At 72.1% G+C, this 26,147-nt stretch carries 23 protein-coding genes; 10 read left to right on the plus strand and 13 right to left on the minus strand.

Annotated features, from left to right (window positions below; genetic code table 11):
- Positions 1 to 20: 20 nt before the first annotated feature.
- A complete protein-coding gene (bldG, locus tag ACZ6JS_RS10630; protein WP_030028781.1) occupies positions 21 to 362 on the minus strand; it encodes an anti-sigma factor antagonist BldG in 342 nt (113 codons plus the stop codon).
- 81 nt (positions 363 to 443) lie between these two features.
- Here bldG and ACZ6JS_RS10635 point away from each other — a divergent pair, with 81 nt between their 5' ends.
- Positions 444 to 2,915 (plus strand): DEAD/DEAH box helicase, encoded by a 2,472-nt coding sequence (locus ACZ6JS_RS10635; protein WP_469297281.1) that lies wholly within the window; start codon positions 444 to 446, stop codon positions 2,913 to 2,915.
- Between the two features lie 45 nt (positions 2,916 to 2,960).
- Here the strand turns inward: ACZ6JS_RS10635 and ACZ6JS_RS10640 are convergent, their stop codons facing one another.
- Genes ACZ6JS_RS10640 through ssd form a run of 7 tightly spaced genes read right to left on the minus strand, consistent with a single transcriptional unit; the run spans position 2,961 to position 8,032 of the window.
- A complete protein-coding gene (locus tag ACZ6JS_RS10640) occupies positions 2,961 to 3,410 on the minus strand; it encodes an Rv3654c family TadE-like protein (protein ID WP_469297282.1) in 450 nt (149 codons plus the stop codon).
- A complete protein-coding gene (locus ACZ6JS_RS10645) occupies positions 3,407 to 3,736 on the minus strand; it encodes a TadE family type IV pilus minor pilin (RefSeq protein ID WP_469297283.1) in 330 nt (109 codons plus the stop codon). Before ACZ6JS_RS10645 ends, ACZ6JS_RS10640 begins: the two co-directional genes overlap by 4 nt.
- Before the next feature lie 43 nt (positions 3,737 to 3,779).
- The gene (locus ACZ6JS_RS10650) at positions 3,780 to 3,977 is read right to left on the minus strand and encodes a DUF4244 domain-containing protein (RefSeq protein ID WP_469297284.1); all 198 of its coding nucleotides are present in this window, start codon (positions 3,975 to 3,977) and stop codon (positions 3,780 to 3,782) included.
- A 47-nt stretch (positions 3,978 to 4,024) separates the two neighbouring features.
- Positions 4,025 to 4,798, minus strand: a complete 774-nt coding sequence (locus tag ACZ6JS_RS10655) for a type II secretion system F family protein (protein ID WP_469297285.1) — start codon at positions 4,796 to 4,798, stop codon at positions 4,025 to 4,027.
- The gene (locus ACZ6JS_RS10660) at positions 4,798 to 5,682 is read right to left on the minus strand and encodes a type II secretion system F family protein (RefSeq protein ID WP_469297286.1); all 885 of its coding nucleotides are present in this window, start codon (positions 5,680 to 5,682) and stop codon (positions 4,798 to 4,800) included. Before ACZ6JS_RS10660 ends, ACZ6JS_RS10655 begins: the two co-directional genes overlap by 1 nt.
- Positions 5,679 to 6,827, minus strand: coding sequence for a TadA family conjugal transfer-associated ATPase (locus ACZ6JS_RS10665; protein WP_469297287.1), 1,149 nt, complete (start codon positions 6,825 to 6,827; stop codon positions 5,679 to 5,681). Before ACZ6JS_RS10665 ends, ACZ6JS_RS10660 begins: the two co-directional genes overlap by 4 nt.
- The gene (gene ssd / locus ACZ6JS_RS10670) at positions 6,824 to 8,032 is read right to left on the minus strand and encodes a septum site-determining protein Ssd (RefSeq protein ID WP_469297656.1); all 1,209 of its coding nucleotides are present in this window, start codon (positions 8,030 to 8,032) and stop codon (positions 6,824 to 6,826) included. The genes ACZ6JS_RS10665 and ssd overlap by 4 nt, the downstream gene beginning before the upstream one ends.
- Positions 8,033 to 8,564: 532 nt before the next feature.
- Here ssd and ACZ6JS_RS10675 point away from each other — a divergent pair.
- The gene (locus tag ACZ6JS_RS10675) at positions 8,565 to 9,401 is read left to right on the plus strand and encodes an HAD family hydrolase (RefSeq protein WP_469297657.1); all 837 of its coding nucleotides are present in this window, start codon (positions 8,565 to 8,567) and stop codon (positions 9,399 to 9,401) included.
- 371 nt (positions 9,402 to 9,772) lie between these two features.
- Here the strand turns inward: ACZ6JS_RS10675 and ACZ6JS_RS10680 are convergent, their stop codons facing one another.
- Positions 9,773 to 10,594, minus strand: coding sequence for a Fic family protein (locus tag ACZ6JS_RS10680; protein WP_469297288.1), 822 nt, complete (start codon positions 10,592 to 10,594; stop codon positions 9,773 to 9,775).
- Between the two features lie 109 nt (positions 10,595 to 10,703).
- Here ACZ6JS_RS10680 and ACZ6JS_RS10685 point away from each other — a divergent pair, with 109 nt between their 5' ends.
- Positions 10,704 to 11,762 carry an ATP-binding protein gene (locus ACZ6JS_RS10685; RefSeq protein ID WP_469297289.1) on the plus strand — a complete coding sequence of 353 codons (1,059 nt, stop codon included), beginning with the start codon at positions 10,704 to 10,706 and terminating at the stop codon, positions 11,760 to 11,762.
- Here ACZ6JS_RS10685 and ACZ6JS_RS10690 read toward each other — a convergent pair.
- Positions 11,716 to 13,017: a polysaccharide deacetylase family protein gene (locus ACZ6JS_RS10690; RefSeq protein ID WP_469297290.1), complete on the minus strand. Its 1,302-nt coding sequence runs from the start codon at positions 13,015 to 13,017 to the stop codon at positions 11,716 to 11,718. The two genes, ACZ6JS_RS10685 and ACZ6JS_RS10690, sit on opposite strands and share 47 nt — an antisense overlap.
- A gap of 237 nt (positions 13,018 to 13,254) precedes the next feature.
- Here ACZ6JS_RS10690 and ACZ6JS_RS10695 point away from each other — a divergent pair, with 237 nt between their 5' ends.
- From ACZ6JS_RS10695 to ACZ6JS_RS10715, 5 genes are all read left to right on the plus strand, one after another.
- Positions 13,255 to 15,750, plus strand: coding sequence for a bifunctional SulP family inorganic anion transporter/carbonic anhydrase (locus ACZ6JS_RS10695; RefSeq protein WP_469297291.1), 2,496 nt, complete (start codon positions 13,255 to 13,257; stop codon positions 15,748 to 15,750).
- Positions 15,751 to 15,911: 161 nt separating this feature from the next.
- The gene (gene acs / locus ACZ6JS_RS10700) at positions 15,912 to 17,909 is read left to right on the plus strand and encodes an acetate--CoA ligase (protein WP_469297292.1); all 1,998 of its coding nucleotides are present in this window, start codon (positions 15,912 to 15,914) and stop codon (positions 17,907 to 17,909) included.
- Between the two features lie 208 nt (positions 17,910 to 18,117).
- Positions 18,118 to 19,551: a Na+/H+ antiporter NhaA gene (gene nhaA / locus ACZ6JS_RS10705; protein WP_469297293.1), complete on the plus strand. Its 1,434-nt coding sequence runs from the start codon at positions 18,118 to 18,120 to the stop codon at positions 19,549 to 19,551.
- Between the two features lie 67 nt (positions 19,552 to 19,618).
- Positions 19,619 to 20,077 (plus strand): phage holin family protein, encoded by a 459-nt coding sequence (locus tag ACZ6JS_RS10710; RefSeq protein ID WP_469297294.1) that lies wholly within the window; start codon positions 19,619 to 19,621, stop codon positions 20,075 to 20,077.
- Positions 20,074 to 21,033 (plus strand): alpha/beta fold hydrolase, encoded by a 960-nt coding sequence (locus ACZ6JS_RS10715; RefSeq protein ID WP_469297295.1) that lies wholly within the window; start codon positions 20,074 to 20,076, stop codon positions 21,031 to 21,033. Before ACZ6JS_RS10710 ends, ACZ6JS_RS10715 begins: the two co-directional genes overlap by 4 nt.
- Positions 21,034 to 21,355: 322 nt before the next feature.
- Here ACZ6JS_RS10715 and ACZ6JS_RS10720 read toward each other — a convergent pair whose 3' ends face one another.
- From ACZ6JS_RS10720 to nth, 3 genes are all read right to left on the minus strand, one after another.
- Positions 21,356 to 22,558 (minus strand): MarP family serine protease, encoded by a 1,203-nt coding sequence (locus tag ACZ6JS_RS10720; RefSeq protein WP_469297296.1) that lies wholly within the window; start codon positions 22,556 to 22,558, stop codon positions 21,356 to 21,358.
- Between the two features lie 13 nt (positions 22,559 to 22,571).
- Positions 22,572 to 23,294 carry an NUDIX hydrolase gene (locus ACZ6JS_RS10725; RefSeq protein ID WP_469297297.1) on the minus strand — a complete coding sequence of 241 codons (723 nt, stop codon included), beginning with the start codon at positions 23,292 to 23,294 and terminating at the stop codon, positions 22,572 to 22,574.
- A gap of 83 nt (positions 23,295 to 23,377) precedes the next feature.
- Positions 23,378 to 24,247 carry an endonuclease III gene (nth, locus tag ACZ6JS_RS10730; protein ID WP_469297298.1) on the minus strand — a complete coding sequence of 290 codons (870 nt, stop codon included), beginning with the start codon at positions 24,245 to 24,247 and terminating at the stop codon, positions 23,378 to 23,380.
- Positions 24,248 to 24,496: 249 nt separating this feature from the next.
- Between nth and ACZ6JS_RS10735 the strand changes: the two genes are divergently transcribed.
- Positions 24,497 to 25,171 (plus strand): Crp/Fnr family transcriptional regulator, encoded by a 675-nt coding sequence (locus tag ACZ6JS_RS10735; RefSeq protein WP_003981529.1) that lies wholly within the window; start codon positions 24,497 to 24,499, stop codon positions 25,169 to 25,171.
- A 144-nt stretch (positions 25,172 to 25,315) separates the two neighbouring features.
- A complete protein-coding gene (locus ACZ6JS_RS10740) occupies positions 25,316 to 26,137 on the plus strand; it encodes a nucleotidyltransferase domain-containing protein (RefSeq protein ID WP_469297299.1) in 822 nt (273 codons plus the stop codon).
- Positions 26,138 to 26,147 lie beyond the last annotated feature (10 nt).

The following is a 26,147-nucleotide window of genomic DNA, read 5'->3' on the forward strand; positions in this document are numbered from 1 at the left end:
CCGGGGGCCGTCCGGAGCCGTCAGTCGGTGGCGTTGACGGCGTCGTCCACCGTGGTGTGGATCGGGAACACCTTGGTCAGACCGGTGATACGGAAGATCTTCAGGATGCGCTCCTGGTTGCACACCAGGCGGAGCGAACCCTCGTGCGCGCGAACGCGCTTGAGACCTCCCACGAGCACACCAAGCCCGGTGGAGTCGAGAAAGTCCACTCGCTCCATGTCGACGACCAGGTGGTAGCTGCCGTCGTTCACCAACTCGACCAACTGCTCGCGCAGCTTGGGCGCGGTATACACATCAATCTCGCCACCGACCTCCACGACCGTACGGTCGCCGACAGTGCGAGTCGACAGGGACAGGTCCACGGATCCTCCAGCACCTTGCTATCGAGCGGCGCCCCCCAGGGGCCTCCCCACCCGAAGGTAGGTGAGGGATTGGCTGCCGCAATGGCATTCAATCACTTACCGGCAGGCGCGCACGACGCCTTCCGACCATTGTCCCGCACGCCGGTGACACACTCGGTTCCGATGGCCAACACTCACGGTCCCGGACGGCCCACGGCAGACGCGGACTCCCGACCCACCCCCGGCACGGTCCTGGACCGCCTGTCACGGGGGCCTTTCCGGTCTGCGCGCATCACCCATACGGAGCACTTGCCCCCTCGTGAGGGCCGTCATGCAGTCTGGCCCGACCGCATCCGAACGGATGTAGTAGCCGCCATCCAGTCCGCCGGGATCGGCCATCCGTGGGAACACCAGGCCGCAGCCGCCGAACACGCCCTGGACGGCGAATCCGTGGTCGTGGCCACCGGCACAGCCTCGGGCAAGTCCCTGGCCTACCTCGCCCCCGTGCTCTCGGCCCTCGCGGACGGCGCCCAGGCGCCGAACGGCAGAGGCGCGACCGCCCTGTACCTGGCCCCCACCAAGGCCCTGGCGGCCGACCAGCGGCGCGCCGTACGGGACCTGGCCGCCCCGCTGGGCAATGCCGTCCGCCCCGCGGTCTACGACGGGGACACGCCCGTCGAGGAGCGCGAGTGGGTGCGCCAGTACGCGAACTACGTCCTGACCAACCCCGACATGCTGCACCGCGGGATCCTCCCGGCCCACCCGCGCTGGTCCTCCTTCCTGCGCACCCTGCGCTACGTGGTGATCGACGAGTGCCACACCTACCGCGGGGTCTTCGGCTCCCACGTGGCACAGGTCCTGCGCCGGCTGCGGCGGCTGTGCGCCCGCTACGGCTCCGAGCCGGTGTTCCTGCTGGCCTCCGCCACCGCCAGCGACCCGGCGGCGGCCGCCTCCCGGCTGACCGGCGTACCGGTGACAGAGATCACCGATGACGCCTCACCGCGCGGCGAAATGGTCTTCGCCCTCTGGGAGCCGCCGCTGCTCACCGAGCTGCGGGGCGAGAAGGGCGCTCCCGTACGCCGTACGGCCACCGCGGAGACCGCCGACCTGCTGACCGACCTGGTGGTCCAGGGCGTCCGTACGGTGGCGTTCGTGCGCTCCCGGCGGGGCGCCGAACTGATCTCCGTGATCACCCAGGAGCGCCTCGCGGAGGTGGACCGGTCCCTGCCCCGGCGGGTCGCGGCCTACCGCGGCGGCTATCTGCCCGAGGAGCGCCGGGCCCTGGAGCGGGCCCTGCACTCCGGCGAGCTGCTGGGGCTGGCCGCCACGACCGCTCTGGAGCTGGGCGTGGACGTCTCCGGCCTGGACGCCGTGCTGATCACCGGATATCCGGGCACGCGGGCCTCCCTGTGGCAGCAGGCGGGCCGGGCCGGGCGCTCCGGCCAGGGCGCACTGGCCGTGCTGATCGCCCGGGACGATCCGCTCGACACCTACCTGGTCCACCATCCGGAAGCGCTGTTCCGCCAACCGGTGGAGGCCACCGTCCTGGATCCCGACAACCCGTACGTCCTCGCCCCCCACCTGTGTGCGGCTGCGGAGGAGCTCCCGCTGACCGAGGCGGACCTGGACCTCTTCGGACCGGCCACCGAGGAACTCCTCCCCCAGCTCGAAGCGGCGAAGCTGCTGCGCCGCCGGGCGGCAGGCTGGCACTGGACCCGCCGGGAGCGGGCCTCGGACCTGACCGACATCCGGGGCGGCGGCGGCCGCCCCGTGCAGATCGTCGAGGCCTCCACGGGCCGGCTGCTGGGCACGGTCGACGAATCGGCGGCCCACACCACCGTCCACGAGGGGGCCGTCCACCTCCACCAGGGCCGCACGTATCTTGTGCAGCACCTGGACCTGGAGGGCTCGGCGGCCCTGGTGGAGGCGGCGGACCCGCCCTTCTCCACCACAGCCCGCGACACCACCTCCATCTCCATCCTGGAAACCGAGACCGAGGTCCCCTGGGGCTCGGCCCGGCTCTGCTTCGGCTCCGTGGAGGTGACCAACCAGGTCGTCTCCTACCTGCGCCGCAAGCTGATCACCGGCGAGGTCCTCGGCGAGGCCAAGCTGGACCTGCCGCCCCGCACCCTGCGCACCAGGGCCGTGTGGTGGACGGTGACCGAGGACCAGCTCGACGAGGCCCGGATCAACCCGGAGATCCTCGGCGGCGCCCTGCACGCCGCGGAACACGCCTCCATCGGCATGCTGCCGCTGTTCGCCACCTGCGACCGCTGGGACATCGGCGGCGTTTCCGTGCCGCTGCATCCCGACACCCTCCTCCCCACGGTCTTCGTCTACGACGGCCACCCCGGCGGCGCCGGCTTCGCGGAGCGGGCCTTCCACACGGCCCGCGCCTGGCTGACGGCCACCCGCGACGCCATCGCCGCCTGCGAGTGCGAGGCCGGCTGCCCCTCCTGCATCCAGTCCCCCAAGTGCGGCAACGGCAACGACCCCCTCCACAAGCGCGGCGCCATCCGCCTCCTCACCCGCCTCCTCTCCGAATCCCCGCAGCCCCCGTCCCCCGTCCCCTGACCGCCCGGACCGCCCCCGCCAGTCCCTGCCCCTCCCGGACGCCCCTCAGGCGTTCTCCCGGACGCCGTCTCCCTCAGGGGCTCTCCCGGACGCCGCCCCGCCAGGCCCCGTTCTCCCGGACGCCGCCCCTACGAGCGGCAGGGGTCCTCGGACCGACGGCTCCCGGGGCGGACCCGCGCGGGCCCGGATCTCGGGCCGGAACGGGCCCGCCGCCACCCGGGCGGTCACCTCGGCCACCTCGCCCCCGAGGCGGCACCCGGCGAGCTCCGCGCCCTGCGCCCGGGCCACCCGGAGCGCCGTGGCGCAGGCGGTGTCCGGGCCGTGCGCCCAGGTGGCCGCCGCGGCGAGCGCCGCCAGGTCCGCAGCCGCAGCCGCCCGTTGACGGGCCACGACGGCCTGGCCGAGCAGCAGCACCCCCGCGAACACCGCGCCCAGAACCGTCGCCACCAGCGCCGCCCACACCGTGGCCGAGCCCCGGTCCCGGTCCCGGCTCACGGCGGCGGCCCCACGCTGTCCTCGGCGAGGGCCACCGCCTGCGCTCCCAGCCGCAGCGGGATCCCGGCCGGCCCCGGAACGGGCGCCGCCACCCGGACCCTCCAGAGGTCGCCCGCCCGCTCCAGCTCCACCCGCGCCCCCGGCGGAGCGGCTTCGCGTGCCGCCGCCACCGCCACCTCCGCCGGCTCCGACCTGGACGCCGCACGGGCACCGGCCCGGGCCGCGTCCACGCACCGGATCTGCCCGGCCGCCGCCATCAGGGCCCACACCAGCGATGCCGCGAAGAGCACCAGCGCCGGAATCACCAGGGCCGCCTCCGCCGTCACATATCCCCGGTCCCGGCCTCCCCGGCCTCTCCCCGACTTCTTCTCAGAAGGGCACATCGAGCGCCTTCCCGATGGTCGACTGGAGGGCGGTGGCGACGACTTCACTCGTCACCACCTTGTAGAGAACGGCCGCGAATGCGCAGGCCGCGATCGTGCCCATGGCGTATTCCGAGGTGGACATCCCCGCGTCGCTCCTACGACCGACGAGCGCCGCCCGAACACGAAACCAGATGATCCTCATGGCAACCTCCTGTGGATTTCCGTTGTTGATGTGTGGTCAATGGGACTTCAGGGGTTCGAGAGAAGTCCCGAGGCCATACCGATCACCACCGGCGCGACCCCGATCGAAAGAAATGCGGGGAGGAAACACAGCCCGACCGGTGCGGTGACGAGGACCGCGGCCCGCTGCGCCCTGGCCCCTGCCCGGCGGGCCCGGTCCTCCCGGAGCCCGGAGGCGAGCCGGGACATCGGCTCCGCCGCGGGCGCTCCGGTCCGCGCGGCCCGCTCCAGGCACTCGGCGAGCGGCCTGGCGCCCGGCAACTGTGCCAACCTTCCCCATCCGGCACCCGGTTCGCCGCCGAGCCGCAGCTCCGCGCCGGCGCTCGCGAGCCGCTCGCCCACCGGCCCGCCCAGCGATTCGCCCACCACCTCCGCGGCCTCCACCGGCCCGGCCCCGGCCGCCAGGCACGCGGCCAGCAGATCGGCGGCGAACGGCAGCTGACGCTCGGCCTCCCGGGGATCCACCCCGGCCGGCGGCCCGGGCCGGGCCCGCAGGCGCCGCACCACGACCGCGGCCAGAAGGCCGACGACCGCACCGGCCACCCCGCCGACGAGTACCAAGCCCGCCAGCAGCGCCCCGGCCGGAGCCGCCCACGCCACCACCGCCCCCCGCAGCGCGGACCCGAACACCGGCCTGCCCGTCCCCGGCCGCTCCCCCAGCAGCACCGCGGTCCTGCGCCGCACGGCGCGCGCCCTGACCCGCGCCGCCACCGCCGACACCACCCACAGGGCCGCCGCCGCGCCCAGGACGATCCCCAGCCTGTGGACGGAGAAGCCGGCCATCACCGCTCCCCCGCCCGGACGATCCGCCGGCACCACAGCAGCCCCAGCACCTCCAGCACCCCGCCCGCCAGCAGACAGCCCCACCCCATGGGGGTGTGCAGCAGGATCCGCAGCGGATCCGCGCCCAGCCCGGTGCCGATCAACAGGCCCACCAGGGGCAGCAGGGCGAGCACCAGCACCGTCGACCGCGCCCCCGCCAACTGCGCCCGCAGCGACTCCTCCCGGTCCCGCTCGGCCCGCAGGGCTCCCTCCAGCCGGTCCAGCCCGGCGGCCAGCCCCGCGCCGCCGTCCACCGACACCCGCCAGCAGGCTGCCATCCCGGCCAGCCCCTCCGCGCCGGGCTCCCGCGCCGCCTGGCGCAGCGCTCCGGGCACGTCGCCGCCGAACGCCGCGGCGGCCAGCACTCCCGCCTCCGCCGCACCCGGCCCGCCGGGGCCGGCGGCCGTCCGCCGCATCGCCGCCATCAGCGCCTGCCCCGGCTGGGCCCCGGCCCGCAGTTCACCCACCGCCGCGCCGCACAGGGCCACCACCTCGGCGGCCCGCGCGGTGCGGTCCCGCTCGCGCGCCCGCACCCACAGCCACCGCCGCACCAGGGGCACCGCGGCCGCGCCGGCCAGCAGTGGGAGCACCGACCCGCCCAGGACCGCGATCACCAGCCCGGCCCCGAGGCAGGCCCACTCCCGCCACCGCGCGGCCCGTACCTGCAGGGCGCCCAGCAGCAGCTCCAGGCGCGGCGGACCGCAGGCCGGCGGCCGCCCTCCTCCGGCAAGCACCACCCGGGCCCGCCGGGACACCCGGTCGCCCCCGTTGATCCCCCAGGCGGCCGCGCCCGCACACAGCACCCCGGCGAACAGCGGCAGCGGCAGCCCCGCTCCCGCGCTCACCGGACACCTCGCAGCAGCGGACGCAGCCGCTCCCAGCCCTGTTCGCGTACGAAGCCCCGGGCGGCCCACCTCAGCGCGGGCACGGTCACCACCAGTCCGGCGGCGTCCCGCTCCAGCACGTGCACCTCGGCCACCCGGCGCCGCCCCTCCCTGTCCCGCACCAGGTGCAGCACGAGGGTCAGCGCGGCGGCCAACTGGCTGTGCAGGGCGCCCCGGTCGAGTCCTGCGGCCGTCCCCAGCGCCTCCAGTCGGGCCGGCACATGGGCGGCGGCGTTGGCGTGCACCGTGCCGCAGCCCCCTTCGTGGCCCGTGTTCAGTGCGGCGAGCAGGTCCGCCACCTCGGCGCCGCGCACCTCGCCGACCACCAGCCGGTCGGGCCGCATCCGCAGCGCCTGCCGGACCAGGTCGGCGAGCGTGACCAGCCCCGCACCCTCCTGGTTGGCCGGCCGGGTCTCCAGCCGCACCACGTGCGGATGGTCGGGGCGCAGCTCTGCCGAATCCTCGGCCAGCACGATCCGCTCGCCCGGGCCCACCAGCCCCAACAGAGCGCTGAGCAGGGTGGTTTTGCCGGTCCCCGTCCCGCCGGAGACGAGGAACGACAAGCGGGCCTCGATCATGTCCCGCAACAGCCGCTGCCCGCCCGGCGGCAGCGTGCCCGCCGCGACGAGTTCCTCCAGTGTGAACGCCCGGGGCCGCACCACCCTCAGCGAGAGACAGGCCGACCCGACCGAGACCGGCGGCAGCACGGCATGCAGCCGGGTGCCGTCGGGCATCCGGGCGTCCACCCAGGGCCGGGCGTCGTCCAGACGCCGCCCCGCCACGGCTGCCAGCCGCTGGGCGAGCCGCCGGACGGCTCCCGCATCGGTGAAGGTCACTCCGGTCAGCTCCAGCCCGCCACCGCGGTCCACCCACACCCGGTCCGGGGCGGCCACCAGCACGTCGGTCACTTCCGAGTCGGCCAGGAGCGGCTCCAGAGGCCCCGCGCCGACCAGTTCGGAGCGCAACTCGGCAGCCGCACCCAGTACTTCCTCGTCGCCCAGCAGTCGGCCCTGGGCGCGCAGAGCGGCCGCCACCCGCGCCGGGGTCGGCTCCGCCCCGCTCTCGGCGAGCCGCCGGCGCACCGCGTCCAGCAGTACCGCGCTCATGCCGGCACCGCCTGACCGGCGCCGAGGGCCCGCTGCCAGAAGCCGTCGCAGAAGCGGGCCAGGGCGCTGCGGCCTGCGGCGCCCGGCGGCTCCCCCTCGGCCACCCGTCCCGGTAGCCCCACCTCGACGGGCACCTCGCCGGCCAGCGGCGCCCCCAGCAGCCCCGCGACGGCTTCCGGATCGAGACCTCCCGGGCAACGGCCCCGCACGACGACGCGGACGTCCCGGGCCACCATCCGTACTCCGGCGGCCACCCGCCCCGCCGCGGCCACGGACCGCAGCTCGCCCGGAACCACCATCAGCACCAGGTCGAGCTGGGCCAGTACCTCGGCCACGGCTTCGTCGACCCGACGCGGGAGGTCGACCACGACGACGCCGCCCCGGCGGCGCGCGGCGGCGACCACCGAGCGGACGGCGGCCGGCGGCACGACCACCCGGTCCCCTCGGTCCCAGCTGAGCACCCGCAGTCGGTGCAGTTCGGGCAGTGACTCCTCCAGGGCTCCTGCGCCCACCCGTCCCCGGGAGGCCGCGAAGTCCGGCCAGCGCAGCCCTTCGGCGCCCTCGCCGCCGAGCAGAACGTCCATGCCGCCGCCCAGCGGGTCGCCGTCGATGAGCATGGTCCGCTCGCCGCCGCGGGCGGCCCGCACGGCGAGGGCGCAGGCGAGGGTGGAGGCGCCCGCTCCGCCGCTGCCCCCGATCACGCCGACGGCGAGGGCGGGCCGTCCGGCTCCTTCGACGACGTCGGCGATCCGGTCCACGAGCCGACTCTCGGCATCGGGAAGGCGCAGCACCTCCTCGGCTCCGATCTCCACCGCCCGCTGCCACACGAGGGGGTCGTCCAGGTCCCGTCCCACGAGGAACACCCCGGCCCGGCGGGGCATGCCCCGCACGCGCCCCGCGGCATCGTCCCCGACCAGCACGAGCGGGGCCGACTCCCAGCCAACTTGCTTGCCATTGAAGCCAGTTGAGGCGTCCACTGGCTCGACCGCACTGTCGGTGGGTCCGCCCTCCGCTTCCGCGGCCGCACGACTGAGCCCCGACACCGCACGGGGCACGTGCGGCTCGGCCCCCGCCGCCGCGCACAGCCTCAGCAAGTCGTCGAGCAGCAGGGGGTCTTCGGTGACGATCAGCGGCCGGCCTCCGGCGGACCCGGCGGCAGGCGCCGCCGCGACGGCCGCACCAGCGCCCGCCACCCTTCCGGTCATCACGGACTTCGATGTTTCGCACGACTTCGATCGAGCCACGATCTCCGCCCCCTTCTCACTGCAAATCCCAGCACCGCGGACTTCGCGGCTGGAATCACCGTGCAGCGATCCGGAAAAAGAAGTGGATCTTGCCCAATAACTGTGGACAACCCATCGATTGTGAATAACCCGGTCACCCTCGCAGGTGAGTTCCGGAGCGCACGGGAACCACTACACAGCGTCACGGGTTTGACGTGGCGAGGGCATGCGACAGGCGCGCCCCGCGCAGGAGGAAGGGCCGAGGTGATGGTGGGCCGAGGCCGAGACCGAGGACGCGAACCGCGTCCGGACATGCGACGACCCCCGCCGGGGGGGAGAGCGGGGGTCGTCCCCACGGTCCGACTCGGGGGGGGGAGGAGCCAGACCGGGTTAGCACGGTCGCGAACGATCCGTGACTTCCATGGTGTACCCGAGAGCCCTCTCAGGCAAACCCACGCGCCACACCTTACGCCGAATGGTGGGCGCATATGCTCGGGGCGTGGAAAATCAGCCCTTGCCGCACTCCTCGCCTCGCACCGCAGCCTTCTTCGATCTGGACAAGACGGTCATTGCGAAGTCGAGCACCCTGACGTTCAGCAAGTCCTTCTACCAAGGCGGCCTGATCAACCGGCGAGCCGTGTTGCGCACCGCCTACATCCAGTTCATCTTCCTGGCCGGCGGCGCCGACCACGATCAGATGGAGCGGATGCGGGAGTACCTGTCCGCCCTCTGCAAGGGGTGGAACGTGCAGCAGGTGCGGGAGATCGTCGCGGAGACCCTGCACGACCTCATCGACCCGATCATCTACGACGAGGCCGCCTCCCTGATCGAGGACCACCACATGGCGGGCCGTGACGTGGTGATCGTGTCGACCTCCGGAGCGGAGGTGGTCGAGCCCATCGGGGAGATGCTCGGCGCGGACCGCGTCGTCGCCACCCGCATGGTCGTGGGCGAGGACGGCTGCTTCACCGGCGAGATCGACTACTACGCCTACGGGCCCACCAAGGCGGAAGCCGTACGGGAGCTCGCCGAGTCCGAGGGCTACGACCTCGCCCGGTGCTACGCCTACAGCGATTCGGCGACCGACATCCCGATGCTGGAAGCGGTCGGGCACCCGCACGCCGTCAACCCCGACCGCGCGCTGCGCCGGGAGGCGACGGCCCGCGAATGGCCGGTGCTGGTCTTCAACCGGCCCGTGCGGCTGAAGCAGCGACTCCCCGGGCTGTCGATGCCCGCGCGCCCGGCGCTGATCGCCGCGGCCGCGGTGGGCGCGGCAGCCGCCACCGCCGGACTGGTCTGGTACGCGAACCGGCGCCGGGCACTCGCCCTGTCGGCCGCGCGCTCCGCCTGATTGCCCCACCCGTACCGATTCGGGCTGTCCGGTTCACCCCTGTCCGTCCGGATAGTAAAAAGTGGAGCTAGGGGTTTCGCATAGCAGCGAAGCGGAGTACAAATAAAGCAACGGCCCGCGAGACCAAAGAACATCCGAGAGGATCATCTTTAAAACGCAGTAAGGCCCACGGACCGAAGCATGAACGCCGAGCACCCACGCGACGTCGACCCGTCGATTACGGGCCAGCCGCACCAGGTGACGGGCAAAGTACCCGACCTGATGGGCAACTTTCGAGGACGCTTGGTAACTGGGCGTAAATGCCAGCGGCGACACCGGAGCAGTACGGTGTCGCCGCAACCCATGTCCGGCCCCCGAACACCGCGGAGGGATCAGGCCGCTCCGCGCTGCAGGGCCTCGCAGACCGCCGTCGACTCCCGCACCCCGAGTTCGACCGCACGGCCGCAGTGGCCGATCCAGGCGGCCATTCCCTCGGGGGTCCCGGAGAGGTAGCCCTCGAAGGCCGCCAGGTAAGCCTCGGCGCCCTGCTCGGCGTGGCCGACCTCGGCCGGGCAGACGGCCTTGGGATCCAGCCCGCTGTTGATCAGGACGATCCGCTCGGCCGCGCGCGCGACCAGACCGTTGTACGAGCCGAACGGCCGCAGGGCCAGCAGCTCCCCGTGCACCACCGCCGCCGTGACCAGAGCGGGGGCCGAACCGCCCGCGATGACGATCCGGGACAGGCCGTCCAGTCGGCCGGCGACCTCGTCGGCCCCCGGCAGCGGCGCCTCCACCAGCGGCTCGACCACCGGTTCGCCCGCCAGGCGCGGGCGGCCGACCACGTCCCCCTCGGCCGTCGACCCGACCGCCACCAGGTGCAGGCGCGCCAGGACGCGCAGCGGCGACTGCCGCCAGATACTCAGCAGCTGGCCGGCCTCCGCCGTGAGCCGCAGCGCGGCGCCGACGGTCAGCGCCTCCGGTTCCGCGCCGAAGTCGGTGCGCCGCCGCACCTCCTCCAGCGCCCAGTCCGCGCCGGACAGCGCCGCGCTGCCGCGGGCGCCGCGCAGGGCGGCCTCCGAGGTGATCTCAGCGCTGCGGCGGCGCATCACCCGGTGCCCGTAGACCCGGTCCACGGCCTTGCGTACGGAGTCCACCGAATCGGCGACACCCGGCAGTCCGGCGAGGCCGGCCAGCGGGTCAGAAGCGCTACTCATAAGTAGGGAGCCTACGCACTGAGCGGGCATGGCACCGACCCCTCCTTGGAGTGGTCTTCTTCACTCACCTTGACAACTCAGCGCTACTCACCCACTACGCTTGGTGAACATGAAGATCGCTTTCGTAGGGAAGGGCGGCAGCGGCAAGACGACCCTGTCCTCCCTCTTCATCCGCCACCTCGCCGCCAATGAAGCCCCCGTCGTCGCGGTGGACGCCGACATCAACCAGCACCTGGGCGCCGCGCTCGGGCTCGCCGAGGACGAGGCCGCCGCGCTGCCCGCACTGGGCGCGCACCTCCCCCTGATCAAGGAGTACCTGCGGGGCTCCAACCCGCGCATCGCGTCCGCCGAGACGATGATCAAGACCACTCCGCCCGGCCGGGGCTCGCGCCTGCTGCGCGTCACCGAGGAAAACCCGGTGTACGAGGCCTGCGCGCGCACGGTCCTGCTCGACGGGGAGCCCGTACGGCTCATGGCCACAGGGCCGTTCACCGAGGCCGACCTGGGCGTGGCCTGCTACCACTCCAAGGTCGGCGCGGTCGAGCTCTGCCTCAACCACCTCGTCGACGGACCGGACGAGTATGTGGTCGTCGACATGACGGCGGGCTCCGACTCCTTCGCCTCGGGCATGTTCACCCGCTTCGACGTGACCTTCCTGGTCGCCGAGCCGACCCGCAAGGGCGTCTCCGTCTACCGCCAGTACAAGGAGTACGCCCGGGATTTCGGGGTCGCGCTCAAGGTCGTCGGCAACAAGGTCCAGGGCCCCGAGGACATCGAGTTCCTCCAGGACGAAGTCGGCGAGGACCTGCTGGTCACCCTCGGGCACTCCGACTGGGTGCGGGCGATGGAGAAGGGCCGCCCGGCTTCCTTCGAACTGCTGGAGGCGACCAACCGGTTCGCCCTCCAGGCGCTCCAGGACGCCGCCGACGACTCGTACGCGCACCGCGACTGGGACCGGTACACCCAGCAGATGGTGAGCTTCCACCTCAAGAACGCGGAGAGCTGGGGCAACGCCAAGACCGGGGCCGACCTGGCGGAGCAGGTCGACCCCGGCTTCGTCCTGCGCGAAGGACTGGACGCCCTCGGCGCGTTCGACGGCGGCGCGGACGCCGAGGAGATCGTCAGCCCTCGTCCCCAGTCTCCTCGGCCGGCTCCGCAGCCGGCTTGACGCCGACGGGGGCGGCCGGCGGCGCCGGCGGCCCCGCGGTCAGGAACTTCGCCCAGCCCTCCTTCGGCGCCTCGCCGACGTCGAGGGTGCGCATCCACTCCAGGACCTTCGGGTCCTGGGCGTCCAGCCAGTCCACCAGCTCCCGGAACGGCACGCAGCGGACCTCCTTCTGGGTGCACATGCCCTTGATCGACTCCTCGACGGCGCGCATGTAGGTGCCGCCGTTCCAGGACTCGAAGTGGTTGCCGATGATCAGCGGCGCGCGGTTGCCCTGGTAGACGCGGTCGAAGGCCTGGCGCAGGCCGTCGCGCATCTGGTCGCCCCAGTAGGCGTGCTGGGAGGGGTCGCCCTGCGAGGTCGTCCCGGACTGGTTGACCATGTAGTTGTAGTCCATGCTCAGCGTGTCGAAGGCGCGGCCCGGCATGGGCACCAGCTGGAGCGGGATGTCCCAGAGTCCGTCCGTCTTCTTGGGCCAGATCTGCTTGCTGATTCCGCTGGAGTCGTAGCGGAAGCCCATGCCCTTCGCCGCCAGCATGAAGTTCTTCTGGCCCTCGAGGCAGGGGGTGCGGGCTCCGATGAGCTCCTTGTCGTAGTCGAAGGGGAGCGCCTCCTCCTGCTTCAGCCCCGCGTTGGTCTTCCAGTTCTTGACGAAGGACTTGGCCTGGTCGATCTCGCTCTTCCACTCGTCCACGGACCAGGTGCCGACGCCGCCGTCGGGCCCGCAGAAGTGCCCGTTGAAGTGGGTCCCGATCTCGTTGCCCTCCAGCCAGGCGGCGCGGACCTGGGTGGCGGTGTCCTTGATGCCCTTGAGGTCGCCGAATCCGATGTCGGAGCGACCGGGCGAGTGCTGCGGAGCCGTGTAGAGGAAACGCTTCTCCTCGGGGAGCATGTACACACCGCTGAGGAAGTACGTCATCCGGGCGTTGTACTTCTTGCCGACCTCGCGGAAGTGGGAGAAGAGTTTCTGGCTGTCCTCGCCGGCCCCGTCCCACGAGAACACCACGAACTGCGGAGGCTTCTCCCCCGGCTTCAGCTTCTGCGGCTTCTGCACGTTCGGCTGCGGCCCGGTGTACGCGGTCGAGCCGTCGCCGATGGGGCGATGGACACTGCCGGGGGCCTCGGCAGCGCCCTTGCGCGCGTTCGGGCCCCCGGCGGCCGGGGACTTCGCGGGTTCCGAGGCGGTGCACCCGGCGACGCCCAGGACCAGCGCCGTGGCGACCAGGCCGCCGGCGATCTTCTTCGTGGCAGCGATCATCCGCCCCACCTCTCCCTCGCTGTTGCATCGCAGGACTTCCGCGCCGCAACGTCCCATGCGGTCCAGCGTGAGGAAGGTATGACAAGCCGGACAAAATGCTTAATCACCCTTTAGCGCTAATTCGTAGGCCAATTGCCCGAATTATCCACCACTCATCTTTACTCTCCATTACCGTCCATTTACTGAGTGTTGAGACTCCCGCCGCTGCAACCCTCATCCCCGAGGAGACGGGACCCCATGACAGCCACTTTCCCCACACGCACACCCGGAGGGGTTCGCAAAGACCTCCCCGCGGACCTCTCCGCCTCCATCACCGTTTTCCTGATCGCCATCCCGCTCTCCCTCGGCATCGCCCTGGCCACCGGAGCCCCACTCCAGGCCGGCCTGGTCGCGGCCGCGGTGGGCGGGATCGTCGCCGGGCGCCTGGGCGGCGCACCCCTCCAGGTCAGCGGGCCCGCCGCCGGACTCACCGTGGTCACCGCCGAATTGATCCAGCGGTACGGATGGCGCACCACATGCGCGATCACAGTGCTCGCCGGGTTCTGCCAGCTCGGCCTCGCCGCCCTGCGCACCGCCCGGTCGGCGCTCATGGTCAGCCCGGCCATCGTGCACGGCATGCTCGCGGGCATCGGCGTGACCATCGCCCTGGCCCAGCTGCACATCGTGCTCGGCGGCACCCCGCAGAGCTCGGCCGTGGCGAACGTCCTCGGCCTGCCGTCCCAGTTGGCCGACCTGCACCCGGTGGCACTCGGGGTCAGCGCACTGACCCTGATCGTCCTGCTCGGCTGGCCGCGACTGCCTGGGCGGGCGGGCCGCGGCCTGCGCAAGGTGCCGGCACCCCTCGCCGCCGTCGCCACGGCCACCGTCTTCGCCGCACTGGCCGGGCTCAGCCTGCCGCGGGTGGACCTGCCGTCCTGGCGCAGCCACGCCCTCCCCGAGATGCCCGAAGGGCCGGTCCTCGGCCTCATCGCAGCCGTACTGACCATCACCCTGGTCGGAAGCGTGGAGTCCCTGCTCTCCGCGGTCGCGACCGACAAGCTGATCGCCTCCGAGCGGGGTACGGACAACCGCCCGCCGCGCGCCGACCTCGACCGGGAGCTGCGCGGGCAGGGCGCGGCGAACATCGTCTCCGGGGCCCTGGGGGGACTGCCCATCACGGGTGTGGCCGTGCGCAGCGTGGCGAACGTCAAGTCCGGTGCGGCCAGCCGGAAGTCGTCCATGATGCACGGCTTCTGGGTGCTGCTCGCCGCCTTCCTGCTGGTCCCGCTCCTCGACCTCATCCCGCTGGCCACGCTGGCCGCCCTGGTGATGGCAGTGGGTGTGCAGATGGTCAGCATCACGCACCTGCGCAGCGTCACCCGGCACCGGGAGGCCATCGTGTACGGGACGACCATCGTGGCCGTGGTGCTCGGCGGGGTGCTGGAGGGCGTTGCCGTGGGCATCGCCGTGGCGGTCGCCCTGGCCCTGCACCGGCTCGCACGGACCCGGATCACGCTGGAACGACTGGACAGCGGCGTCCACCGGGTGCGGGCGCGGGGCCAGTTGACCTTCCTCGCGGTGCCGCGGCTGAGCCGGGTGCTCAACCAGATCCCGCACGACGTGCACGCCGTGGTCGAGCTCGACGGCTCCTTCATGGACCACGCCGCCTACGAGACGATCCAGGACTGGCAGCAGTCCCACTTGGCGCACGGAGGATCCCTGGAGGTCACCGGCCGCTCGGGGCAGGCGGCCCGGATCACAGGGGCGGACCCGGGCGCGGCCGGCACGGCGGACTCCTCCGACGAGTCGGACGGGGCCGACGGGGCGGCCGGGACCCAGGGGGTCGGGCGCGGCCACGACGCCCGCCACGCCGAGGGCGGCCACCAGGGCGAGCGGTCAAGGCGCACCCAGCAGCGCGGGACACACCAGTGCTGCCGCCCCTGGACGCCCTGGCAGAACCACTGCGACCACCGCGCCCCTTCCACCCGTACGGCCACGGCCACGGCCGCGACCATGGCGGCAGCGGTGACCGCGGACGCGGACGGCGACGGGGCACAAGGCCGCCCGGCGACGTCCCGGCGGCGCGGGGCGGGCCAACTGGCCAGCGGGATCAGCGCCTTCCAGCGTGACACCGCGCCCCATGTCCGCGACGAGCTGGCCCGGCTGGCCCGCGAGGGGCAGCGGCCCTCGCAGCTCTTCATCACCTGCGCGGACTCCCGCCTGGTGACCAGCATGATCACGGCGAGCGGACCCGGAGACCTGTTCACCGTCCGCAACGTCGGCAATCTCGTGCCGCTGCCCGGCGCGGAGTCCACGGATGATTCCGTCGCGGCGGCCATCGAGTACGCGGTGGACGTGCTGCAGGTGGACAGCATCACGGTCTGCGGGCACTCGGGCTGCGGGGCGATGCAGGCCCTGCTCAGCTCCGCGCCCGGGGTCGCGGTCACCCCGCTGCGCCGGTGGCTGCGGCACGGGCTGCCCAGCCTGGAGCGGATGGCCAGCCGCCACCACGCCTGGGCCCGGATCGCGGGGCGGCTGCCCGCGGACGCGGTGGAGCAGCTGTGCCTGACCAATGTGGTCCAGCAGCTGGAGCACCTGAGGGCGCACGAATCGGTGGCCAGGCGGCTCGCCGAGGGCACCCTGGAGCTGCACGGGATGTACTTCCACGTGGGTGAGGCCCAGGCGTACCTGCTGTCCGAGGGCGAGGACTTCTTCGACTGCAGGGTCTTCGACACCGTCGGCCAGCACGCCTGAACCGATACCCTCCGGAATCCGTGCCATCGATTGGCCCCTTCCCGCACCCTGCAGCGGGGAGGGGCCGTTCGCACGCCGTTCTGGTGCGGGCCGTCTCCGTGATATAGGTCTAAACCAATTTCAGGATACCTCTTGTCACCTGGGCCGCAGACTGATGAGCTATGCCCGGGGACACAACGGACACCCTGGGAAAGGGAGATGTCGTGAGCAATGAGAGCCTGGCCAATCTGCTCAAGGAGGAGCGGCGGTTCGCACCGCCCGCCGATCTGGCCGCCGCCGCCAATGTGAAAGAGGCTGCGTACGCACAGGCCGACGCGGACCGGCTGGGCTTCTGGGCCGAGCAGGCCCGGCGGCTGACCTGGGCCACCGAGCCGACCGAAACGCTCGACTGGACGAACCCGCCCTTCGCGAAGTGGTTCTCCGACGGCAGGCTGAACGTCGCGTACAACTGCGTGGACCGCCACGTCGAGGCAGGCAACGGCGACCGCGTCGCCATCCACTTCGAGGGCGAGCCCGGCGACAGCCGCGCGATCACCTACGCCGAGCTCAAGGATGAGGTGTCCAGGGCCGCCAACGCCCTGACCGAGCTGGGTGTCGAGGCCGGCGACCGCGTCGCCGTCTACCTCCCGATGATCCCCGAGGCGGTCGTCGCGATGCTCGCGTGCGCCCGTATCGGCGCCGCGCACTCCGTGGTCTTCGGCGGCTTCTCCGCCGACGCCGTCGCCTCCCGCATCCAGGACGCCGACGCCAAGCTGGTCATCACCGCCGACGGCGGCTACCGCCGCGGCAAGCCCAGCGCCCTGAAGCCCGCCATCGACGAGGCCGTCGCCAAGTGCCCGCAGGTCGAGCACGTGCTCGTCGTACGCCGCACCGGCCAGGACACCGCCTTCACCGAGGGCCGCGACGTCTGGTGGCACGAGGCGGTCGCCCGCCAGTCCGCCGAGCACACCCCCCGGGCCTTCGACGCCGAGCACCCGCTCTTCATCCTCTACACCTCGGGGACCACGGGTAAGCCGAAGGGCATCCTGCACACCTCCGGCGGCTACCTCACGCAGGCGGCCTACACCCACCACGCGGTCTTCGACCTGAAGCCGGAGAGCGACGTCTACTGGTGCACGGCCGACATCGGCTGGGTGACCGGGCACTCCTACATCGTCTACGGGCCGCTCGCGAACGGCGCCACGCAGGTCATGTACGAGGGCACACCGGACACCCCGCACCAGGGCCGCTTCTGGGAGGTCGTGCAGAAGTACGGCGTCACGATCCTCTACACGGCACCCACGGCCATCCGCACGTTCATGAAGTGGGGCGACGACATCCCCGCGAAGTTCGACCTGTCGAGCCTGCGCGTCCTGGGCTCGGTCGGCGAGCCGATCAACCCCGAGGCCTGGGTCTGGTACCGCAAGCACATCGGCGGCGACCGCTGCCCGATCGTGGACACGTGGTGGCAGACCGAGACCGGCGCGATGATGATCTCCCCGCTGCCGGGCGTCACACACACCAAACCGGGCTCCGCCCAGCGCGCCCTGCCCGGAATCTCCGCCACCGTCGTGGACGACGAGGCGCACGAGGTCCCGGACGGCGGAGGCGGCTACCTGGTCCTCACCGAGCCGTGGCCGTCGATGCTGCGCACCATCTGGGGCGACGACCAGCGCTTCATCGACACCTACTGGTCGCGCTTCGAGGGCAAGTACTTCGCAGGCGACGGCGCCAAGAAGGACGACGACGGCGACATCTGGCTGCTGGGCCGGGTGGACGACGTCATGCTGGTCTCCGGCCACAACATCTCGACCACGGAGGTCGAGTCGGCGCTCGTCTCGCACCACTCGGTCGCCGAGGCGGCCGTGGTCGGCGCGGCCGACGAGACCACCGGCCAGGCCATCGTGGCCTTCGTCATCCTGCGCGGCAGCGCCTCCGAGACCGAGAGCCTGGTCGCGGACCTGCGCAACCACGTGGGCAGCACGCTCGGGCCGATCGCCAAGCCGAAGCGGATCCTGCCGGTCCAGGAGCTGCCGAAGACCCGCTCGGGCAAGATCATGCGCCGCCTGCTGCGCGACGTGGCGGAGAACCGCGCGGTCGGCGACGTCACCACGCTCGCCGACTCCTCGGTCATGGACCTCATCCAGCGCAAGCTCCCCGCCGCCGGCAGCGAGGACTGATACGGCGACCCCGGCGACCGCACGGGAGGGGCACTCGACGCGACGCGCCGAGTGCCCCTTTCGCGCATAAAGTGACGATCGCCGGATACGCCCTTGCGTACACCCTGTAAAGTATTCAAAGCGTAAAGAAAGACCACAGGGTGCGCCGGGAAGTCTGGTCGGCAACGAGTTCCGCCATGCCGTCCAACAGCCCCCGGAGGTGCCCGCCGTGGCCGCGCCCAGTCCCACCGACCACAAGAGCCGCAAGCTGTTCGGCCGCCTCTCGCTGCCCGAGAGCCGCTACATCGCCGATGCCCTGCGCACCGAGACCGTGGGCGGCGTCCTGCTGCTCGCGGCTGCGATCGCCGCCCTGCTGTGGGCCAACATCCCCGCCGTCTCGGAGAGCTACGCGAGCGTCCGGTCCTTCCACATCGGCCCCGCCTCCCTCGGCCTGGACCTCTCGCTCCAGCACTGGGCGGCCGACGGACTCCTCGCCATCTTCTTCTTCGTCGCCGGCATCGAGCTCAAGCGCGAGCTCGTGGCGGGCGATCTGCGCGACCCCAAGGCCGCCGCGCTCCCGGTGATCGCCGCCCTCTGCGGCATGGCCGTGCCCGCGCTCGTCTATGTGCTGGTCAACGTCACGGGCAACGGCTCGATGGACGGCTGGGCGGTCCCGACGGCCACCGACATCGCCTTCGCACTCGCCGTCCTCGCCGTCATCGGCACCTCCCTGCCCTCCGCCCTGCGCGCCTTCCTGCTGACCCTCGCCGTCGTCGACGACCTCTTCGCCATCCTGATCATCGCCGTGTTCTTCACCAGCGAGATCGACTTCCTGGCACTCGGCGGTGCGCTCGTGGGACTGGCCCTGTTCTGGTTCCTTCTCCGCCGCGCAGTCCGGGGCTGGTACGTCTACGTCCCGCTCGCCCTGGTCATCTGGGGCCTGATGTACAACAGCGGCGTCCACGCCACCATCGCGGGCGTCGCCATGGGCCTGATGCTCCGCTGCACGCGCGGGGAAGGCGAGCGGACCTCCCCCGGCGAGCACATCGAGCACCTCGTCCGGCCCCTTTCGGCCGGTCTCGCCGTGCCCCTCTTCGCGCTCTTCTCCGCCGGAGTCTCGCTCTCCGACGAGGCCATCGCGCAGGTCTTCACCCGTCCCGAGACCCTCGGCGTGGTCCTCGGCCTCGTCGTCGGCAAGGCCGTGGGGATCTTCGGCGGGACCTGGCTGGCCGCCCGCTTCACCAAGGCCGAGCTGAACGAGGACCTCGCCTGGCCCGACGTACTCGCCGTCGCCTCGCTCGCAGGCATCGGCTTCACCGTCTCCCTCCTCATCGGCGAACTGGCCTTCGCCGGCGACGCGACCCTCACCGACGAGATCAAGGCCGCCGTCCTCTTCGGCTCGCTCATCGCCGCCGTGATCGCCTGCGTCCTGCTCAAGCTCCGCGACCGCCGATACCGCGCGCTCACCGAGGCCGAGGAGCGCGACGAGGACCGCGACGGCATCCCGGACATCTACGAGGAGGGCAACCCCGAGTACCACCTGCGGATGGCGAAGATCTACGAGGACCGGGCCGCGGAACACCGCCGCAGGGCGGAGAAGGCGGCCGCCGCCGCGCTCCAAACCGCAGCCGGGTCCACCACCGAGGCCGACCGTCCGGCATGATCTGAGTGACGACGCAGGGACAGACGCACGACCGCCGCCAGGTGGCGGACGACAGAGGGAGAGAGCGATGAGCGCAGTGGACCAAGAGGCGCAGGGAGCCGAGCGCACACTCGGCCAGCTGGTCGCCTCGGCCACCGCCGAGATGTCCGCCCTGGTTCACGACGAGATCGCCCTGGCCAAGGCGGAACTCCGCGAGGACGTCAAGCGCGTGGGCAGCGGTACTGCCTCCATCTCCGTCGCAGGAGTGTTCGCCGTCTTCTCCCTCCCGGTGCTGACCTTCGCCGCGGCGTACGGGATCCACAACCTGGGGCTCGGTCTGGCCTGGTCCTTCCTGATCGTCGGCGGCGCGTTCCTGCTGATCGCGGGCGTGCTCGCGCTGATCGCCGTGCGGAAGTTCAAGAAGGTCAAGCCGCCGGAGAAGTCCATCGCCTCGGTCAAGCAGACCGCCGCGCTGGTCGGGACCGTCAAGCCGCACCCGCGGCCGGTCAGTGACAAGGCTGTGGGTGTGGCACGCTCGTCCTCATGACAGCGCCCACGCCGGACCCCAGCATTCCGCCCACGGCCGCCACAGCTGTGCGGCTCGACCTCCCCGGCGGGAAAGCGGTGACGCACCGGGACGTGGCCGCCAACGGCGCCCGCTTCCATGTCGCCGAAGTCGGTGACGGACCGCTGGTGCTGCTGCTGCACGGCTTCCCGCAGTTCTGGTGGACCTGGCGGCACCAGCTGACCGCGCTGGCCGACGCCGGGTACCGGGCCGTCGCGATGGACCTGCGCGGGGTCGGCGGCAGCGACCGCACCCCGCGCGGCTACGACCCCGCCAACCTGGCCCTCGACATCACCGGGGTCGTACGGTCCCTCGGCGAGCCGGACGCCGCGCTCGTCGGGCACGACCTGGGCGGATACCTCGCCTGGACGGCGGCCGTGATGCGGCCCAAGCTGGTGCGCCGCCTCGTCGTGTCGTCCATGCCCCACCCACGGCGGTGGCGTTCGGCGATGTTGTCGGACTTCGGGCAGACCCGGGCGAGCTCCCACATCTGGGGTTTCCAGCGGCCGTTCGTCCCCGAGCGGCAGCTCGTCGCCGACGGCGGGGCCCTCGTGGGGGACCTGATCAGCGACTGGTCGGGGCCGCGGCCGCCCGAGGAGGAGGACCTCGCCGTGTACCGGCGGGCCATGTGCATCCCGTCCACCGCCCACTGCTCCATCGAGCCTTACCGCTGGATGATGCGGTCGATGGCCCGACCCGACGGGCTGCAGTTCAACCGGCGGATGAAGCGGCCGGTCCGGGTACCCACACTGCACCTGCACGGTTCGCTCGACCCGGTGATGCGCACGCGCAGCGCCGCCGGGTCCGGCGAGTACGTAGAAGCGCCGTACCGGTGGCGGCTGTTCGACGGGCTCGGACACTTCCCGCACGAGGAGGACCCCGTCGCCTTCTCGACCGAGCTGGTGAACTGGCTGAAGGACCCTGAGCCGGACCGGTGACCGCCCGTCGCCCGGACGGCAGTTCAGCAGTCCGATCGTCTTACAGGCATTCAATTGCCCGGCGCATAGGCCAATTGGCCGCCCCGTACGGGGTTACGGACCTTGGGGCCCGGGCACAGAGCCGAGTATGAGCTGGACGCACGACTACGGTGACACCGCGCACGAACGACGCTCGGCAGCTACGCCGGGCACGCACGAGAGGGCCGGCCGCCACGGCCACGACCCACGCCTCGGAATCCCCCTCATCCTGCGCCGCCGGGCCCGCTGGGTCTCCGCACGCCTGCGGCATCCACGGACGTAGGGACCCGGCGGGGGCACCGCGTCAGAGGGCGCAGCCCTGGCTCTCGACGCGGCGCTCGGCCGTCCGGCCCTTCTCGATGTCGTCGCGGATCTCGTCCACGGTCAGCGCGTAGCCGGTGTTCGGGTCGTCGAGGGACTTCGCGAACACCACCCCGTACACCTTGCCGTCGGGCGTCAGCAGCGGGCCGCCGGAGTTGCCCTGGCGGACGGTCGCGAACAGCGAGTAGACGTCCCGTCGGACAGTACCGCGGTGGTAGATGTCCGGTCCGTTGGCATTGATTCGGCCGCGGACCCGGGCCGCGCGGACGTCGTACGCGCCGTTCTCCGGGAAGCCGGCGACGATCGCGTCGCTGCCGCTCGCCGCGTCCCTGTCGGTGAACTCCAGCGGCGGCGCCTTCAGCTTGGGCACGTCCAGGACCGCGATGTCGCGCTCCCAGTCGTAGAGCACGACCTTGCCGTCGTACAGCTTGCCCTCGCCGCCGATCTGCACGGTCGGCTCGCCGACCCCGCCGACGACGTGCGCGTTGGTCATGACCTTGCCGGGCGCGAAGACGAAGCCGGTGCCCTCCAGCACCTTGCTGCAACTGGGCGCCGTACCGACGACCTTCACGATCGAGCGCTTGGCCACGTCCGCGACGGGGCTGGTGGCGAGCGCGGGGTCGGGCGCCTGCACCTCGGTGATGGGCTCGTTGGAGAACGGGCTGAACACCTGCGGGAAGCCGTTGCGCGCGAGGGTGGAGCTGAAGTCCGAGAACCAGTTGTTCGCCTGGTCGGGCAGCACCCGCGAAACGCCCAGGAGCACCTTGGAGTTGCGGACCTCCTTGCCCAGCGTGGGCAGCGAGGTGCCGGCGAGCGCCGAGCCGATGAGCCAGGCCACCAGGAGCATCGCGACGACGTTGACCAGGGCGCCTCCGGTGGCGTCGAGCACGCGCGCCGGCGTACCGGTGATCTGGCGGCGGAGTTTGCCGCCGAGGTGGGTGGTCAGCGCCTGGCCGACCGAGGCGCAGATGATGATCGCCACGACGGCGATGACGACGACCGTGGTGGACACCTGGGTGCCGTTGTCGGTCACCCGGTCCCAGATCAGCGGGAGCAGGGCAACGGCGACCAGGCCACCGCCCAGGAAGCCGATCACCGACAGGATGCCGACGACGAACCCCTGGCGATAGCCGACGATCGCGAACCACACGGCGGCGAGCAGCAACAGGATGTCCAGCACGTTCACGTGGGCCACCGTCTCATGCGTGCCAGTCGAGCGGGACCTGACGTGATCGGTCCCACGGGCGTTCCCAGCCGGCGAAGTGCAGGATCCGGTCGATCACCCCGGCTGTGAAACCCCAGACGAGGGCCGATTCGACGGTGAATCCGGGGCCCAGGTGGCCCCGCGGGTGGACCGTGGTGACCCGGTGCTCGGGATCCGTGAGATCGGCCACCGGAACCGTGAACACCCGGGCCGTCTCGGCCGGGTCCACGGCGCCGACCGGGCTCGGGGTGTGCCACCAGCCGAGGACCGGGGTCACGACGAACTCGCTGACGGGAATGTAGAGCCGGGGCAGCACCCCGAAGAGCTGCACACCGGAAGGATCGAGTCCGGTTTCTTCCTCGGCCTCGCGCAGCGCGGCCGCCAGCGGGCCCGTGGTCTGCGGATCACCGTCTTCCGGATCCAGCGCGCCACCCGGGAAGGACGGCTGGCCCGCATGCGAACGCAACGTGCCGGCGCGCTCCATCAGGAGCAGCTCGGGGCCGCGGGGGCCTTCGCCGAAGAGGATGAGGACGGCCGACTGCCGCCCCCGGCCGTCCTCGGGCGGCAGGAACCGGCTCAGCTGCCGCGGTTCCACGGTCCGGGCGGCCTTGACGACGGGATCGAGCCAGTCGGGCAGCCCCGCGGTGGTGACGGGCGGGCCGCCCCCCTCGCGCACTCCCGCAGTGACCCCGGCCTCGTCCCGTGTACCGCGCGTCATAGGCGCTCCTGTCCGCGTTCCTCTGTCAACAGCGTCTCCCACACCGCAAACGCGGTCCGGGTACCGATTCGTTCCTAGGGCTCCTACGACTCCTGCGCGGCGACCGCGCCGAGCGGCGGCGCGGGCAGGCCGGGGTAGTCCGGCGGCGGGCTCAGCCGCTGGCCCGGCTGGCCGCCCTTCTCGTACTTGAGCAGCTTCTTCGCCTTGTCCGGGTCCGTCTCGCCCTCCCCGTACGCAGGGCAGAGCGGGGCGATCGGGCAGGCCCCGCAGGCGGGCTTGCGAGCGTGGCAGATGCGGCGGCCGTGGAAGACGACCCGGTGCGAGAGCATCGTCCACTCGCTCTTCGGGAAGATCGCGCAGATCTCCGCCTCGACCTTCTCCGGGTCCTCCTGCTCGGTCCACTTCCAGCGGCGCACCAGCCGGCCGAAGTGGGTGTCCACCGTGATCCCGGGGACGCCGAAGGCGTTGCCGAGGACCACGTTGGCGGTCTTGCGGCCGACGCCCGGCAGCTTGACCAGGTCTTCCAGCCTGCCCGGGACCTCACCGCCGTGGTCGTCCCGCAGCGCCTGCGAGAGGCCCAGCAGCGACTTGGCCTTCATCCGGAAGAACCCGGTCGGGCGGATGAGCTCCTCCAGCTCCTCGGGGACGGCCGCGGCCATGGCCTCGGGAGTCGGATAGGCCGCGAAGAGCGCCGGCGTCGTCTGGTTCACGCGCAGGTCGGTGGTCTGGGCGGACAGCACCGTCGCAACGAGCAGCTCGAAGGGATTGCGGAAGTCGAGCTCCGGATGGGCGTACGGGTAGGTCTCGGCCAGCTCGCGGTTGATGCGGCGCGCCCGACGCACCATGGCCAGGCGGGATTCCGGCTTGGCAGCCTTCGGTTTCTTGGCCGAAACTTTGCCCTGGGAGGCGGTCGCGGCCTTCGGGGGCGCCTCCGAAGGGGCCTGTTCGCCCACAGCTGAATTTTGGGCGTCCGTCACTCCTGCGGACCCCTTGGCCTGTGCTCTCACCGGCTTATTGGACACCCGGCCAGCCTAAGGCCGGGCGCTGACACCCGCCTGGACCTCAGGTAACACCACTCCGATTGGCCTCCCGCCGCACAGCACGCCCGTCCGTCCGGCATCCTTGTGATTGATCGCACTGTTTGAGCCGTCCGGCAAAATGGGGAGCGGTCCCCTGAGCTGGTCGACATAGGAGAGAGACTCGTGGACGACGTTCTGCGGCGCGCCCCGCTCTTCGCGGCGCTCGATGACGAGCAGGCCGCGGAGCTCCGCGCCTCCATGGGCGAGGTGACCCTCGCACGCGGTGACGCCCTGTTCCACGAGGGCGACCCCGGCGACCGGCTGTATGTCGTGACCGAGGGCAAGGTGAAGCTCCACCGCACCTCCCCCGACGGGCGCGAGAACATGCTGGCCGTCCTCGGCCCCGGCGAGCTGATCGGCGAGCTGTCGCTCTTCGACCCGGGCCCGCGCACCGCCACCGCCACCGCGCTGACCGAGGTCAAGCTGCTCGGCCTCGGCCACGGCGACCTCCAGCCCTGGCTCAACGCCCGGCCCGAGGTCGCGACCGCGCTGCTGCGCGCCGTCGCCCGGCGCCTGCGCAAGACCAACGACCAGATGTCCGACCTGGTCTTCTCCGACGTTCCCGGCCGGGTGGCCCGGGCGCTCCTCGACCTGTCTCGCCGCTTCGGCGTGCAGTCGGAGGAGGGCATCCACGTGGTGCACGACCTCACCCAGGAAGAGCTCGCGCAGCTCGTCGGCGCCTCCCGCGAAACCGTGAACAAGGCCCTCGCCGACTTCGCCGGCCGAGGCTGGCTCCGCCTCGAGGCACGTGCGGTGATCCTGCTGGACGTGGAGCGCCTCGCGAAGCGCTCCCGCTGACGGACACCGACAGTCGCATCAGAAGGGTCCTGCCCGGCCGGGCGGGACCCTTCCGCGTGCCCGGGCTGTCCGTCCCCGCGGGCCCCTCCCCGGCCCCCCCGGCTCCTCGAACACCCGTGGGGCGGATCGGTGCACAGTGGAGGTATGGAGCACAGGGGTCTGGACGCCTGCGGGTACTTCGAGCGCGAGGGCTCCCTGGGGCAGGTCCAGAGCGAATTCCGAGCGGTCGTGGCCGCCGCGCGCGAGCGGACGGCCGAGGCGTACGGGCGCCGGCTGCACAGCGCGTACCTGTACGGGTCCGTGCCGCGCGGGACGGCCAGGCCCGGGCGCTCCGACCTCGACCTGCTCCTCGTGCTGCACCACGCGCCCTCGGACGACGACCGCGACACAGCCGAGGTCCTCTCGCGCGGCATCGACGAGGACTTCGAGGAGATCGACGGGGTCGGCGTCCTGCTCCACGACAAGGACACCGTGCTGAGCGAGGAGGAACGATTCGACCTCGGCTGGTTCCTCGCCTGCCTCTGCACCCCGCTGCTCGGCGCGGACCTGGCCGAACACCTGCCGCGCTACCGGCCGGACAGCCTGCTCGCCCGTGAGACCAACGGCGACCTGGCCTCGCTCCTGCCCGCGTGGCGCACGCGCCTGCGGGAGGCCTCCGCACCGCAGGAGTACCGGCGCCTGAGCCGGCTCTTCGCACGCCGCCTCGTGCGCACGGGATTCACGCTGGTCATGCCTCGATGGGGCGGCTGGACCAGCGATCTGGCCGAGTCCGCGGAAGTCTTCGGCAGCTACTACCCGGAGCGCGCCGCCCAGATGCGGGCCGCGGCCGCGGTGGCCCGGGACCCGGTCGAGGACCCGGCCGTGCCGCTCTCGTACGTCGAGGACCTCGGCCCGTGGCTCGCGGACGAGTACACGGCCCGCCACGGCACCAAGGCGCGGCCACCCCGGGGCGGGGGCAGGACCTGAGCCGTCCCTT

It is taken from the genome of Streptomyces sp. NPDC046349 (assembly GCF_055587885.1).